This is a genomic window from Burkholderia sp. Bp9012, assembly GCF_003853825.1.
Taxonomy (GTDB): Bacteria; Pseudomonadota; Gammaproteobacteria; order Burkholderiales; family Burkholderiaceae; genus Burkholderia; species Burkholderia diffusa.
On sequence record NZ_QTQA01000030.1, the window covers coordinates 67,751 to 82,222 of the forward strand.

9 protein-coding genes and 2 pseudogenes are annotated in these 14,472 nt (G+C 65.2%); 8 read left to right on the top strand and 3 right to left on the bottom strand.

The window, feature by feature from the left end:
* Positions 1–16: 16 nt before the first annotated feature.
* Positions 17–718, top strand: a complete 702-nt coding sequence (locus tag DIE11_RS30740) for a TetR/AcrR family transcriptional regulator (RefSeq protein WP_059679966.1) — start codon at positions 17–19, stop codon at positions 716–718.
* Positions 719–1,250: 532 nt separating this feature from the next.
* Here the strand turns inward: DIE11_RS30740 and DIE11_RS30745 are convergent.
* The 3 genes and pseudogenes from DIE11_RS30745 to DIE11_RS37580 form a co-directional block, all read right to left on the bottom strand.
* A pseudogene (locus DIE11_RS30745) lies at positions 1,251–1,974 on the bottom strand (transposase); the annotation flags it as partial.
* Positions 1,975–2,022: 48 nt separating this feature from the next.
* Positions 2,023–3,276 (bottom strand): formylglycine-generating enzyme family protein, encoded by a 1,254-nt coding sequence (locus DIE11_RS37575; protein WP_409364589.1) that lies wholly within the window; start codon positions 3,274–3,276, stop codon positions 2,023–2,025.
* Positions 3,277–4,191: pseudogene (locus tag DIE11_RS37580) on the bottom strand (caspase domain-containing protein); the annotation flags it as partial.
* 106 nt (positions 4,192–4,297) lie between these two features.
* Between DIE11_RS37580 and DIE11_RS30755 the strand changes: the two are divergent.
* The 7 genes from DIE11_RS30755 (at position 4,298) to DIE11_RS30785 (ending at position 14,432) form a co-directional block, all read left to right on the top strand.
* The gene (locus DIE11_RS30755) at positions 4,298–4,726 is read left to right on the top strand and encodes a DUF4399 domain-containing protein (RefSeq protein ID WP_124615301.1); all 429 of its coding nucleotides are present in this window, start codon (positions 4,298–4,300) and stop codon (positions 4,724–4,726) included.
* A 42-nt stretch (positions 4,727–4,768) separates the two neighbouring features.
* Positions 4,769–5,194, top strand: coding sequence for a DUF4399 domain-containing protein (locus tag DIE11_RS30760; protein ID WP_124629207.1), 426 nt, complete (start codon positions 4,769–4,771; stop codon positions 5,192–5,194).
* A gap of 370 nt (positions 5,195–5,564) precedes the next feature.
* The gene (locus DIE11_RS30765) at positions 5,565–7,040 is read left to right on the top strand and encodes an efflux transporter outer membrane subunit (protein WP_409364588.1); all 1,476 of its coding nucleotides are present in this window, start codon (positions 5,565–5,567) and stop codon (positions 7,038–7,040) included.
* A gap of 191 nt (positions 7,041–7,231) precedes the next feature.
* Entirely contained in the window at positions 7,232–9,100 is a 1,869-nt protein-coding gene (locus DIE11_RS37455; RefSeq protein ID WP_124629209.1) for an FHA domain-containing protein, read from the top strand.
* Entirely contained in the window at positions 9,078–10,487 is a 1,410-nt protein-coding gene (locus DIE11_RS30775; protein WP_124629211.1) for an HlyD family efflux transporter periplasmic adaptor subunit, read from the top strand. The genes DIE11_RS37455 and DIE11_RS30775 overlap by 23 nt, the downstream gene beginning before the upstream one ends.
* Positions 10,488–10,586: 99 nt before the next feature.
* Positions 10,587–11,339, top strand: coding sequence for a peptidylprolyl isomerase (locus tag DIE11_RS30780; protein WP_124629213.1), 753 nt, complete (start codon positions 10,587–10,589; stop codon positions 11,337–11,339).
* 18 nt (positions 11,340–11,357) lie between these two features.
* Entirely contained in the window at positions 11,358–14,432 is a 3,075-nt protein-coding gene (locus DIE11_RS30785) for a peptidase domain-containing ABC transporter (protein ID WP_124629214.1), read from the top strand.
* Positions 14,433–14,472 lie beyond the last annotated feature (40 nt).

Below are 14,472 nucleotides of genomic sequence, written 5' to 3' on the forward strand. Positions count from 1 at the left end.
GGACAGCGGAGACACCATGCAATCGAAGGAAGTCACGGGACGGGCGACCGGCGTCCGGCGCGGGAAGGGAGCGCAACAGGCGGTCGAGACGAGCAAGCGCGAGCGGGTGCTCGATGTGGCAGAGCGACTGTTCGCCGAAGGCGGTTTCGATGGCGTTTCGATGCGGGATATTGCGTCGGCGGCAGAGGTTGGGCTGCCGCTGATCGTGTATCACTTCGAGACGAAGATGGGCCTGTACCGCGCCCTGTTCGAGCGCCGCAAGACGGTGCTCGACACCCGGTTGGCTTTGCTTCGTGAACCAGTCGCCGAAGGTGAAGACCCGCTTGAGCATATCGTGCGAGCCTTTGTGCTCCCGGTGATGCAAATCCAGAATACCGAGTCCGGACTTGCGTATGCCAAACTCGTTGCGCGCGAAGCTTCCGATCCACGCGAGGCCGAGCGCGGCATCGTTGCTCAATATTTCGATCCGTTTGCGGCGGAATTCATCAAGGAAATCAGGAGAACGCTGCCAGGCCATAGCGCCAACTATGCGCACTGGGCCTACTTGTTCGCGGTGGGCGCGTTGGTGATGAGCGCGTTCGACAGTCGCATCGAGCGTATCTCGGGCGGCAAGATCAAGGCCGGCGCCCTGAAGCGCAAGGCCGAGCATCTGGTGACTTTCATTTCCGCCGGGATTCGCGCTGGCGCAACCTCTGACGCGCGTGCACCAGCCGCTTAGGCGGCACCTTGTTGTTGAACGCCATTTGCATCGATCGTGACGAAAGTTTGCGCTATCCTGCTGGGGTGATTGTGTGAGCCAGACACATCCCGTGCTGATTCGCAAACAGGGACGCCTAGTCAAGTTGGTCCGCATTGAACCTGTCGAAAGGGGCCGCTGAAGTTGCGCGATCGCGGCCAGGCGGTCGCGGTATACGTCGGGGAGTCTGGCCGTTTCGTATCGACGAACCGTTACCAGCGGAGTTGGCCCACGTACTATCCCGCGATGAGCGCAGAACGCTCGCGTGCTGGATGTCCGTCTATCGATAAGATCAGGCCCGTGCCCGAGCCGTGCCGGTTCTTGCCAGCGCCACCTCGGCAATTCGAGGCGATTATCGCTGTGCTCGAAGCAGCAGCGGATACCTTGTCGGTGGAGGATGCAGACTACGTTTGGGCGCAATTGCGGGCGATCGCGCGCACGCTGAAACGGGCAGGGCGAACCTGCCTCCGGTTTGCCGTGCCATTCGATGTACGCTCGCGTCGCTTCGATGAACGGCTAACAGCTCTGGCAACGGATAGGTTTGTTTCAGGACATCAACCAGCATCGTCTTTTCCCGGTTGCTCAGGAGATGCGGGGCGATGCCCATTCTTTTTTTACCAGTTCGTTCGCCTTCTTGAGGATGTCGCGCTCGAGCTCCAGCTTCCGGATGTCGCGTCGAAGCGATTCGACCTGCTGCTCCAGCTCCGCATGCTCAAGGTTCGACGCTGGCTTCTTTGGGCGCCTCATAGATGCTGGAACCTCCCGACCGAGTAGCTGGTTCTTCCAGTTGTGCAGCAAAGGCCTGCTCACGCCCGCTCTTTGGGCAACTACGCTTGCGCTTTCATCCCTGGTGCACAGTTCAATGACCGCCGCCTGCCTGGCCTCGCGCGATTTTGGAACGCTACCAGCCACTCTGCCGACCCTACGCTGTCCGATCTCGGGGCACAATTCCTCGATCCATTTGGCAAACGTCCCGCGACTCGGATAGCCAAAAGCCTTCAAGGTCGCCGCAGCACATCGGTCATGACTCAGATAGTGATCGACGGCAGTCTGTTTCTGTGCGGCCGAATACCTTGGCGCGGTACGAACATAGCCGATTCGTAAATCATGACGCTGTTGGTATTCGCGATGCCGCGCCTTCAGCGAATTTTTTGTCGGGTAACCCAGCAGTCTGATGGTTGCTTGCCCGACTTCAGATAAAGCTCAACCGCACGAATGCGATCTTCGTACGAGTACATGAACTACCTCCAGGTAGTCCAAGTTTTTGTCCGCACCCCCTATTCGACCTACTTCACGTCCCGGGCCACGCGAAACCCGTTCGCCGAGAAACGTACGCTGCTGTCGTATTTGAAGCGTGTCGAGACCGGCATGTAGGCCGCACCATCACGCCACGAGCCGCCGCGGATGACGCGTACCTGGCAATTCGGCTCGTCCCACGAGCGGCCGTCGGCAGGCGCATTCTTGTACGAGGTGTGCCAGCAATCGCTGACCCATTCCCACACGCCACCGGCCATGTCGTAGAAGCCGAGCGGATTGGCCGCGAACGTGCCGACGTTATCCGGTGCATCGGCACGCCACGGTGGACCGCAGTCCTTGCAGTTCGCGTTGCCCGTGCGCATCTCGTTGCCCCACCAATAGCGCGTTGCGGTGCCGCCGCGCGCCGCGAATTCCCATTCGGCCTCGGTCGGCAATCGGTAAGACTTCCCGCTTATTTTCGACAGCCATTTCACGTACTGTTGCGCATCGTCCCAACTCAGATCGCGCGCAGGCGCGTTTGCTACCGTATTGCTTTCGCTGGGCAGGCGCGGACAGGCGCCCGCATCACGGCACGCGTTCCATTGCGCGACCGTCACCACATACTTCGCCATTGCGAAGGAATGATCGAGCGTCACGCGATGCGCAGGTTTTTCCGACGGATCGCCAGAATTGCTACCCATTGCGAACGTCCCTGGACCGACCGCCAGCATCACGGGGCATGCAGAGCAATCCCGGATTTCATTGGCGGCCGTCGCGCCACCTTTCTGCGGTGGTGCCGATGGGTTCGCCACCGCAGCGGGAGGCGGTGCCTTCGGCGGTGATCCAGGCGTGTGCGCAGGTTGCGCCGCCGTCGATGCCGGCGCCGGAACGGGGGCGGGGGCCGGTGTGGGGCTCGCCGTCCGTGCGGGCGCGGACGCGGCGGGCACCTTGGGCGCAGCCGCGCGCAGTCGTGCGAGACGGGCCTGCGCCAATTGCGCGAAGCGGCCGTTCGGGTAAGTCTTCAGATAGGCCTCATAATCGCCGGCCTCCTTGCTGTCCTTGATCGACTCCCAGAACGTAATTTCGTACTGTTCGGTGCTGTCCTTGGGCATCACGCCCCGGCTATCGGGCGTGACGACGCCGATGTCGGCCAACACGTCGGATCGTTGCGCCGTGCCGCCGCCGGCATGTACCACGCCGGTTCCTGCACGACGCGACCCGGTGAACGCAAACGTCGCTGCCGCATCGGAAAGGGAAGACGCGATCCAGGGCATCTGCCGATGCCCGGTGGCGCTTGCAACCATCGCGCCGGCACGGTCAAGGACCTGTTCGATACCGAGTCCCGGCGTCGCGAGCGCCTGCAACAGCGCCGCCGTATAGACACCATGCGTTGCACCGTCGGCGGCGCCTTCGCCAGGCGCTGCCGCATAGGCGACGAGCGTATGCGGCGGTGGCTTTCGGGCCGACACGTTGCCGGCACCGGGAGGCGTGATCAGGCAGGAATCCAGAATGATCAGATCAATGCGGTCGCCGTGCGGCCGCGACGTCGCATCGAACACGGTCTGCAGGTCGATACCCGTTCGCGACAGGTCGGCCGGAGAACCGACGTCGGCGTCGACCGGCGCGAGCCAGGTCGTTCCGCCCGCGCTGGCACCGTGGCCCGCGAAATAGACCAGCCCGGTGCCGCTGGCCGCGATGCGGCGCTCGAAGGTGGCAAGCCCGTCGAGCATTTGCTGCCGGGTCGCGTTGCGCAACGTGATGACATCGAAGCCGAGCGCCTGCAGCGCATCGCCCATCGCATCGGCATCGCGGACGGGATTGGCGAGCGGGTGTTCGCGATATGCGCCGTTGCCGATCACGAGCGCGACGCGATGCGGTTCAATTGACGGTGCACGCGCGGAAGCTGCCGGCGGTACTGCAAAAGGATGCATGTCCTCGCCGGAGCAGGGGCCCGAGGCCACCGAGATCGACGCAAACAGGCATGCGGGCAAGAGTATTCGCCACATATTCGGCCCCCCAGGGTGCGCCGTCGGACGAGGTGCCGAAGGCGGAGCACAGCCGTTGCCGGGTGTCCTGTCGCGGCGAGCGCAATGCCGACGTGCGGCGGGCACTGGCAGGACACATTCAAGATAGCACGTGCGCTCGGCGGCGATCTCCGGATCCACCCGCGTGTTTTGCAAAAAACAGACATACGCGGACATGCATCGCGCTCGGCCCATTACCCCGGGACATCGTTATGTGTCTTCCTGTCGATTACGTCCTAAGCTGTTAGACACGCTCCACTGTCCGACGCCGCGCGCCGCCACCAACGCGAGGAGCAATACGATGCGAAGAAGGGCTACGTTGTTGGCTTTGGCCGCCACCGTCCTGGCGCCGAGGATCGCGTTTGCCGCCGGGCGTACGTCTTCGCCGCCCGGCGCCGAGGCATACATCATCTGGCCGTCGGACGGTGCGACGATCACGGGCGGCAAGTTCTGGGTGCGCATGGGCCTGCGCAACATGGGCATCTGCCCGAAAGGCATCGAGCGGCCCAACGTGGGCCATCATCATCTGCTCATCGATACCGATCTCCCGCCGCTGGACCAGCCGATACCGTCGGACCGGAATCATCTCCATTACGGCGCTGGTCAAACCGAGGCGCGCATCGAGCTTCCTCCCGGCAAGCACACGCTGCAGTTGCTGATGGGCGACCACGACCACGTGCCGCACGATCCGCCGGTGTACTCGAAGAAGATCACGATCACGGTCAAGTAGCGCGCCATGCCGCGCTCGCCGCACGAACCGGGAATTGCCGCCATGAACAAGCTCATCCTCTTCGCCGTTGCCTTGACGCTGCTATGGACAGGGTCGACGACCGCGGAGACCAGCACGCATCCCCCGAAGGCCATCGTCTACATCGGATGGCCCAACGATGGCCAGGTTCTGCCGGCGGGACGTCCGTTCCGGGTGTGGTTCGGCTTGCGCGACATGGGTGTCGCGCCGTCGCATGTGCCGTTTCCGAACACGGGCCACCATCACCTGCTGGTCGATACGGACCTGCCGCCGATGGACCAGCCGATTCCGTCCGACCGGAATCACCTGCATTTCGGCGCGGGCGAAACCGAAACCACGCTGGAGCTTCCTCCGGGCAAGCACACGCTGCAACTCCTGATGGGCGACGCCAACCACGTGCCGCAAAATCCCCCCATCTACTCGAAGAAAATCACGATCAACGTGAAGTGACGTCGCGCGCACCGAGCCACGGACGCGTGGCGTGCGCGTGCGCGTGCGCGAGCGGGCGCGCTCCGGACGGCAACGCTTCCGCCCATCGCGCGAGCACATGTGTCTGTGCATTCCCGACATCATGGGCCGGAACTGTCGGCGGCGACCCGCCATGCTTCCTTGAGCCGGGTATCGCGCACCGATCGCCGGAACCCCCGTCTTCGTCGCTCGAACCCGCGCCGGCAAGCCACCCGGCGAGATTTCCGCTGATCCTGCGCACGGCTGGCACGCCCCATGCGGTATGAGACGCGAGCGTGCCACGCAGCAGCATCAACACCAACACATCCACCCGATCCCGCATCGTCGCCGCGTTCCTCCCAAGGAGTCGATCGTGAACATCCACCTGTCGCCGACTGCCACGCGCAACCTCCGCGGTCTCACGCGGTCGCTTGCCCGCATCGCCGGTTCCGCCGGCGCATGCGCGGCGTTGCTGTCTGGCTGCATGGACCTGAACATGCCCGTCTACCAGCGCCCGGAGATGCCGGCAAAGACCACTTGGGCGCACGCGCACGGGCCGGTATCCGCATCGGACGCGGTCAATGCCGAATGGTGGAAGCGCTTCGACGATCCGACGCTCGACGCGCTCATCGACAAGGCTATCGCGGGCAACGTCGACATCAAGGTGCTGGCGGCGCGCATCGGTGTGGCCGGCGCACAGGTCGGCGAAGTCCAGGCGGGCGCGCTGCCGAGTGTCGATCTCGGCGCGGGCGTGGACTTCGAGAAGAACACGCATCAAGCGCCGTCGAGGACCTACAACCTCGGCAGCCAGGTGAACTGGGAGATCGACATCTGGGGCAAGGTCGAGAAAGGCGTGCAGGCGCAGAAGGCCGAATACCATGCGACCGAGGCCGACTGGCGCGCGGGCTACCTGACGCTCGTCGCCGACGTGTCGAGCACCTATTTCGAGATCCTCCGGTTCGACGACCAGATCGAGCAGGAACAGCGCACGCTCGACAAGAACCGCCAGATCCTCGCGATCTACCAGTCAATGTTTGCGAACGGCGTCGCGCCGCAAACGGAAGTGCTGCGACAGAGCGCGGAGATCAACGGCCTGGCGAACCAGCTGATCGAACTGCATCGATCGCGCGACACGGCCGAGAACGCGCTCGCGACGCTGCTGGGCGTCCCGGCCGGCGAGTTCAGGATGCCTGCCGGCCATCTCCGGCAGCGCGTCAAGCTGCCGGACGTGCCGATGGGACTGCCCGCGCAACTGCTCGCGCGCCGGCCGGATGTCGTGGCCGCGCAGTATCGCGTGCTCGAATCGTATGACGAAGTGGGTGCGGCGAAGCTGGCGCAATTGCCGTCGATCAGCCTGACGGGGCGCGGCGGCACGGCGGCGTTTGCGCTATCGGATCTCTTCAAGGCCTTCACGTTCAGCTTCCTGCCTAGCATCAACCTGCCGATGTTCGACCCGAGCGTGCACGCGCACATCAAGACGACCGAGGCGCAGACCCGGGTGGCCGAGCAGCAGTACCGGCAGACCGTGTTCACCGCGTTCAAGGAAGTGGAAAACGCGCTTGTCGATCTCGACGCGCACAAGCAGCAGCGCGTGCAGTTGCAGCAGCAGAGTGCGCGTCTGCGCACCGTCGCCGCGCAGGTGGAGGCGCAGCTCAAGGAAGGGCTCGTGTCGCAGCTCGAGGTGCTCGAATCCGAACGTGCGGTGGCGTCCGCGGAACTCGCGCTGCTCGCGAATCATCAGCAGATTCTGAGCGACACGGTCACGCTCTACAAGGCAATCGGCGGCGGCTGGCGCGCGGTCGAAATCTCGAATGCAAGCAGCGAGCCGGTCCGGCAAGCGATGCAATGAACACGCCAGCCCTGCGCGGCCGCGCGATCGGTGCCAGCCGATTGACTACCGCAATCCGTCGCCTAAACTTTTTTCACGATCGTGCCGCCGCGTGCCTTGGCGGCGCGGCTTCACACGGGTGGTTCGAAAGCGCGTCGCGTTTCCTGCGCCGCATGCCCATTGGCGGGCGCATGTCGATCGTTGGCCGAATCATGGTTCCAGACGCCGCTTCGATTGCCGAGAAACAAGCCGCGCTTGCCCGGCAGTTCGACATCGTGCTCAAGCCGGTTTCCCATCCGGAGCTGAGCGAGATCCGGATCGACAAGGCGCTGTTCGCAGTCGGGCGGACCAACACGCCGTTCGCGTCCGCGCGACCCGAACTGGTGGCCGATCTGTCGCGCCGGCATGCGCGCATTTTCTTTGAAGGCAGCGCGGCCTATGTCGCCGATCTCGGCAGCAAGAACGGCACGGCCGTCAACGGTGTCGATGTCGGCGACAAGCCGCACCTGCTGCGCGACGGCGACGAACTGCGCTTCGCCGGCGCGCTGGCGTATCGCGTCGCGTTCGTGCCGCGCGCGACGCATCAGCCGGCGCGGCCGGTCGTCGTCACGCTGTCGCCGGAGCGCGGCGATCTCGGCCTGCAACCGGTCATCATTACCGCCTTCCCGTTCCTCGTGAGCAAGACCGACGACACGTTCGCCTGCTACCGGAACGCGTATCCGCATCAGGTCAACTATCTGTCGCGACGTCATGCGCACATCTACGTGCAGGACGGCGACGTCTTCGTGGAAGACCTCGGCAGCACGAACGGCACGTTCGTCGACGGCCGGCGCCTCGATGAGCATGCGGTGCCGCTCGGCGACGGCGCGATGCTCGCGTTCGGCGGCGATCATTTCGTCTATCGCGTCGCGGTGCAGCGCGAGCCGGGGCCGGACTCGACCGTGACGGGCACGTCAGCGCCCGGCGCTGCCGCGAATGCGGTCGCCGCAGACCCCGACCGTACGACCTTCGTCGATACCGCGCATTCGTTCCTCGACATCTTCTGCACGGTGCCGGCCGTTCAGCAGGACGACGAGGTCAACCCGCACGCCGCGCATGGCGCCGCCGAAACCGCGCATGACGCGCGCCACCGGCGCGGCAGGGTCGAAGTCTTCCTGTCGGAGCTGAGCGAGGCGTTCGGCGGTAGCGGGCGCGTCAACCTGCGCCGGCTCGGCTGGTGGAGCGCCGGGTTGCTCGCGGCGGTCGTCCTGCTGTTCGCGACACTGTATTTCCGCGATGCGCCGCTGCGCGAGATGCATGCGTTGCTGGCGCGCGGCGACACCGCGCAGGCGGCGCAACTCGCCGACCGCCATCTCGCGAGCCATCCGGACGACCCGGCGTTCCTCGCGCTCGGTACCGAGGCACTCGTTCGGTCGAAAGTACCGGACTGGATCGCCGCAATGAACGCGCGCGCGTTCGACCGCGCCCGCGCCGTCGTGCAGGAGATGCGCGCGCTTGCCCGTCATAACGCCGACGCACAACCGCTCGTCGACGAAGTGGCCTGGATCGGCGAGCTGCAGGCGTTCGTTGCCGGTCGCGGCGGGGCGGAAGCGCCGATCCGCATCTACCGCGACGAAGCGCCGATCAAGGCATTGACCGGCCGCTGGAACGACGACCCGGGTGCGCATCAGCGGCTGCTCGACCGGATTTCGTCATACGTTCCCGCGTTCGGCGCGCTGTATGCCGACGCGCTCAGTCAGTTGCGCAAGCTGCAGAGCGACAACTCCGTCTATGTGGCCGCGCTCGAGCGGTTGCAGCGCGCGATCGCGTCGGCGCTCGACGACGATCGGCTCGACGCGCTCCCGGCGCTGCTCGCCGATGACGAGCAGCGCTATCCGCGCCTCGGCGGCCTCGACGCCGTGCGTGCCGATCTGCAGCAATACCTGCAATTCGAGAGCGACGCGCGGGCCGGGCACGGGCCGGCCGTACTGGATCGCCTCAAGCAGTTCCGCTTCGCGACGCCGCAATTCGCCGCGCATGTCCCGACCCTGGAACGGCTCGCTTCTTCGGGAGGGCGCGGTGAAGCTCGACAGTCTCCTTAAGCGCGCACGGCAGGCAACGCCGCCGGAGCCGCCGCGCTCGCTGGGCGAGGCGCTGGAGGATCACAGCGTCGAAGGCATCGCGATCCTGACGGCGCGGCCATGGCGGCTCACGCAGGCGACCATCATCGCAATGGTCGGGCTCGTCGTGTGTGCGCTGCTGTGGTCGTTCGTCGGCCGCGCCGATGTGATCGTGACCGCGCAGGGCGCGCTCGCGCCGGAGTCCGAGGTGCGCCGCATCTACGCGCCCGTCGACGGCGAGCTGGTGGACATCTATATCGCGGAAGGTCAGCCGGTCGAAAAGAACGACGTCATCGGCCGGATCAACGCGCGCGGCGCGATCGAGGCGGCGACCAACGCGCTCGATGCACGCCTCAAGCTCGACGACGCGGAGCGCGAATGGAAGCAGTTCCCGGACAAGAAGCAGCTGATGGAGCGCAAGGCCGACGCACTGAAGCAACAGATCGAGGTCGAAGAGCACCTGCACCAGAACCGCATTGCCGAAGGCACCAGCAAGCTCGCGCAATCGCAGCGCGCGCAGATCGACGAAGCGCGCAGCAATATCGACAATGCGCGCCACGCACTCGATCTCGCGAAGGACGAACAGGACAAGTACGCGCGCCTGTTCGCACTGCCGGGCGGCGGCGGCGTGTCGCAGAGCCAGGTGGAACAGAAGCGCAGCGCGTACCTGCAGGCCCAGGACAGCTACCGCGTCGCGCAGGCGCGGCTCTCGCAGCTCGAGGCGCAGCAGAGCCACGAGTTCGCGCAGGCGAAGGCGCAGCTCGAGGGCAGCGGCGAGACGCTGACCGGGCTGCGCATCCAGTACGACGCGACCGTGCGCGACATCGCGAACACCGAAGAGAAGCTGCGTCTGCAGGTGCAGACGGCGCGCCTCGCCGCGGATGCCGCCGCTCGGATCCGCTTCGAGAACATCGACAAGGACAATTTCCTGCTCGTGCTGGCGCCCGTCTCCGGCGTGATCACCGACGTGACCACGACGCAGCCCGGCGACAAGATACTCGCCAACACGCCGCTCGGCAGCATCGCGCCGTCCGATGCGCGGCCGGTGGTGAAGGTCGCGATCGCGGAGCAGGACCGCGCGTTCCTGCATGAGGGCTTGCCCGTGAAGCTCAAGTTCAATGCGTTTCCGTATCAGCGCTATGGCGTGATCGACGGCACGCTGGAATACATCTCGCCGGCGACCAAGCCGCAGGCGCAGACGAAGGAACCCGTCTACGAAGGCCGTGTGGCGCTGGTGCGCAACGCGTACACGATTGCCGGCACGACCTACCCGCTGCGCTACGGGATGACGGCCACGGCGGAAATCGTGGTGCGCGAGCGCCGCCTGATCGGGTTCGCGCTGGACCCGTTCAGGCAGATCGCGGGTTGAGGGAGACTGCCACGGCGTCGTGGGGTGGAGCAGGTGGTGATGCGAGGCACCGGCGGCGAATCAGGGCGAATCGCCGCGTACAGGATCAAGGGGAACGAAATGACGGCAATAGTGCGTATCGACGACGAGGTGATCGGCACCGACGACTTCATCCGCGTGCTGAAGCTCACCGGGCAGTTCGAGGGCCTCGTCGAGCAGCAGGTTCGCGACCGGCTGACGGTGATCGCGGCGCGCAAGATGGGCATGCAGGTGACGCCGGCGGAAATCCAGGAGCGTGCCGACCAGTTTCGCCGCGTGCGCGGCCTGCACCGCGCCGCGGACATGAACCGCTACCTGGACGTGTTCGGCGTCAGTCTCGACGAGTTCGAGCGATTCATCACCGACACGCTGTACCAGGAAAAGACGCTCGACACGGTGTGCAGCGATGCGGCCGTCGAAGCGTACTTCAAGCTCAATTCGCCGAAGTTCGACAGCATCGAGGTCAGTCACATCGTGCTGGATTCGGAGGGCAAGGCACGCGAAATGATGGCGCTTCTGGAGGACGACCCGGGCTGCTTCGGCGACATGGCGCGCGAGCATTCGATCGCCGACACGAGCGAGCGTGGCGGCGTGATCGGCAAGGTGCTGCGCGGCTCGCTGAAGACGGATATCGAGGCCAAGGTGTTCAACGCGCGGGTGGGAGACCTGCTCGGGCCGTTCGCGGCGCCCGACGGCGCGTTCTTCGAGATCTTCTCGGTGACCGCGAAACACCCGGCCGCGCTCGACGCCGACGTCGCGTCGGAGGTGCGTCGCCTGCTGCGCGAGGAGTGGCTCGCCGAGCGCGCGCAGGAACACATCATCGATGCACGCTGATCACGGAGAACCGCCGCGATGGACGCACAAGCCCCCGCCCCGGCCAGCAGCCCCCCGTCGCTCGCGGCGTTTCTCGCGTCGGTGGAGCCGCTGTCGCTCTTCTCGCCCGACGAACTCGAGCGCCTGGCCGCGCAGGCGCAGGTGCGCACCTACGCGTTCGGCGACACCGTCTGCAATCGCGGTGAGCCGGCCGAGGGCCTGTATGTGCTGCGCTTCGGGTCCGTGCGCCTGATCGCCGACGAGCGCGGCAAGGAAACCAGCGTCGGCGTGCGCAAGGAACGCGAGGTGTTCGGTGAAATGGCGATGCTGCGCGATTACTGGCACGAGGTGTCGGTGCGCGCATCAACAAAGACCGAGATACTGTGCATCCCGCGCAGCGCGATCGAGCCGATCCTGCGCGACAATCCCGCCGCGCAGTCGTTCGTGACGAGCTATGTCGCGATCAGCTCGGCCGGCGGGTTCGTGACGCGGCTGTTCGACCTGCGCGGCAAGCTGACGCGCGCCGAACTCGAGGAGTACGTGTCGAGCGTCGGCGTGAAGCGCGTGGCGGCCGGCAAGGAGATCGTCCGGCAGGGGCCGGGCGGCGACCTCCGGCTGTATGTCGTGCGCCAGGGCGAGGTGAGCGTCTCGTGCCACGAGGACGGCAACGACTATCCGCTCGCGACGCTCGGCGCGGGCGAGATCTTCGGCGAGCGCGCGTGCCTGCTCCGGCAGGAGCAGGCGGCGACGGTCACGGCCGTCACCGACACGCGCCTGCTCGTCATTCCGGAAAAGACCGTGCACTTCATGCTCGAGCGCAACCCGAAATTGCGCGAGGTGCTCGAGGAGCGCATCCGCTTCGTCGATCAGGAGCTGAAGCGGCAGAAGAAGCTCGCCGAACGGCGCCGCCACCCGCTGCAGATCGATATCGGCGCCGACGCCGCGTTCGGCGAGCGCATGATCAAGCGCTTCGTGCTGGTCGAACAGGCCGAGGAAATGGATTGCGGGGCGGCGTGCCTCGCGATGATCTGCCGTCACTACGGCGTCGCGATGACGCTCGGCAAGCTGCGCGATCTGGCGAACGTGACGACGCAGGGCGCGACGCTCGACAGTCTCGCGCGCACCGGTGAGGCGGTCGGCTTCACGACGCGCGGCGTGCAGTGCACGTACGAGGCGCTGCTCGGGTTCGACCTGCCGTTCATCGTGCACTGGGAGGGCTACCACTACGTCGTCGTATACGGTGTGTCGAAGTCGTGGGTGCGTATCGCCGATCCGGCGCTCGGCTTCAGGAAGCTGAGCGTCGAGGCGTTCGAGCGCGGCTGGAGCGGCACGTGCCTGCTGTTCACCGCGAGGGGGCCGGCCGCGGCGCCGGCCGAGACACGTTCGCCGTGGGTGCGCTTCATCGGCTATCTGCGCCCTTACAAGAAGATTCTCGCGCATCTGTTCTTGGCGACATTCGTGATCCAGGTGCTGGGCGTCGTACCGCCGATCATCATCCAGAGCATCCTGGACGGGGTGATCGTGCACCAGAACGTCAACCTGCTGCACTTGCTGATTGCCGGGCTCGTCATTTCGCACGTGTTTACCCAGCTGATGACGACGATCCGCGCCCACCTTTCCAACTTCATGGTGCGCAGTCTCGACTTCGCGATGATGTCGCAGTTCTATAAACATACGATGTCGCTGCCGTATTCGTTTTTCGCGCGCCGCAAGAGCGGGGACGTGTTCGCGCGCTTCCAGGAGAACCAGACGATCCGGGCGTTCCTGACGGAGTCCACCGTGACCACCGCGCTCAATCTCCTGATGATCTTCATCTACTTCACGATCATGTTTCTCTACAACGTGAAGATGACGCTGGTGCTGATCGCCTTCGTGATCCCGATCATGGCGCTCGCGGCGCTCGCGACCCCGAAGCTGAAAGGCTATGCGCGCGAGGTGTTTGCCGCATCCACCGATGCGAAGTCGCTGCTGATGGAGACGCTCGGCGGCGTCGAGACCGTGAAGGGCATGGGGATCGAGCGGTCGGTACGGCTGAAGTGGGAGCGCAAGTATGCGAAGGCGCTCGACGTCCAGTACCGTGCGCAGGCATTCAATATTCTGGTGGCGCTGTGCAGCCAGTTGCTGAATGCGGCAACCACCATCGTGATCCTGTGGGTCGGTGCGAACCTCGTGCTCGCGCACGAACTCAGCATCGGGCAACTGATCGCCTTCAATGCATTCATGGGCAGCGTGCTGGCGCCGCTGATGGGACTCGTCGGCATGTGGAGCCTGATGAACGACGCGGCGGTGGCGATGGAGCGGCTCGGCGACGTCCTCGACATCGAGCCCGAGCAGCAGCCGTCCGAACTGGCCTCACGCGTGCTGCTGCCCGACCTGCAGGGCGACATCAGCTTCGACAGCGTGTATTTCCGCTACGGCGGCAACGAAACGCCTTACGTGCTCGAGAACATCAACTGCACGATCAAGCGCGGCGAGATGGTGGCCATCGTCGGGCGCAGCGGCTCGGGGAAAACCACGCTGGCGAAGCTGCTCGTCGGATTCTACGCACCCACGGACGGCAAGATCGTGGTCGACGGCTACGACATGAGCGCGATCGACAAGGCTTACTACCGTGCGCAGATCGGTTACGTGATGCAGTCCAATCTGGTCTTTTCCGGATCGATTGCCGAGAACATCGCTTGCGGTGACACGAGCCCCGACTGGCACCGCATGGAGGAGGTCGCCCGGATGGCCGACGCGCATGCATTCATCAGCAAATTGCCGCTCGGCTACGAGCAGGTGGTGGGCGAGCGCGGCGTCGGCCTGTCGGGCGGCCAGATCCAGCGGCTCTGCATCGCCCGCGCGCTCTATCACGACCCGCGCCTGCTCGTGTTCGACGAGGCGACCTCGTCGCTCGACACGCAGTCGGAGAGCAACATCCTTGCGAACATGCATGAAATCCTGCAAGGGCGCACCGCGGTGATCATCGCGCACCGGCTCAGCACGATCATGCGCGCGGACAAGATCCTGGTCCTGTACGAAGGCGCGATCGTCGAACAGGGCTCGCACGACGAGCTGGTCGCCCTCAAGGGCATGTATTACCAGCTCGTGCAGAAACAGCTGGGTGCCGCATGAAACTCTTCGACCCGCACGGATTCGGCAACTCCGCGATCTC

What these genes read in the sequence shown, in the direction of transcription:
- DIE11_RS30780 (WP_124629213.1), top strand. Translation starts at nt 10,587, where the DNA reads ATGACGGCAATAGTGCGTATCGACGACGAGGTGATCGGCACCGACGAC.
- DIE11_RS37575 (WP_409364589.1), bottom strand. Translation starts at nt 3,276, where the DNA reads ATGGTTGCAAGCGCCACCGGGCATCGGCAGATGCCCTGGATCGCGTCT.
- DIE11_RS30755 (WP_124615301.1), top strand. Translation starts at nt 4,298, where the DNA reads ATGCGAAGAAGGGCTACGTTGTTGGCTTTGGCCGCCACCGTCCTGGCG.
- DIE11_RS37455 (WP_124629209.1), top strand. Translation starts at nt 7,232, where the DNA reads ATGGTTCCAGACGCCGCTTCGATTGCCGAGAAACAAGCCGCGCTTGCC.
- DIE11_RS30760 (WP_124629207.1), top strand. Translation starts at nt 4,769, where the DNA reads ATGAACAAGCTCATCCTCTTCGCCGTTGCCTTGACGCTGCTATGGACA.
- DIE11_RS30740 (WP_059679966.1), top strand. Translation starts at nt 17, where the DNA reads ATGCAATCGAAGGAAGTCACGGGACGGGCGACCGGCGTCCGGCGCGGG.
- DIE11_RS30785 (WP_124629214.1), top strand. Translation starts at nt 11,358, where the DNA reads ATGGACGCACAAGCCCCCGCCCCGGCCAGCAGCCCCCCGTCGCTCGCG.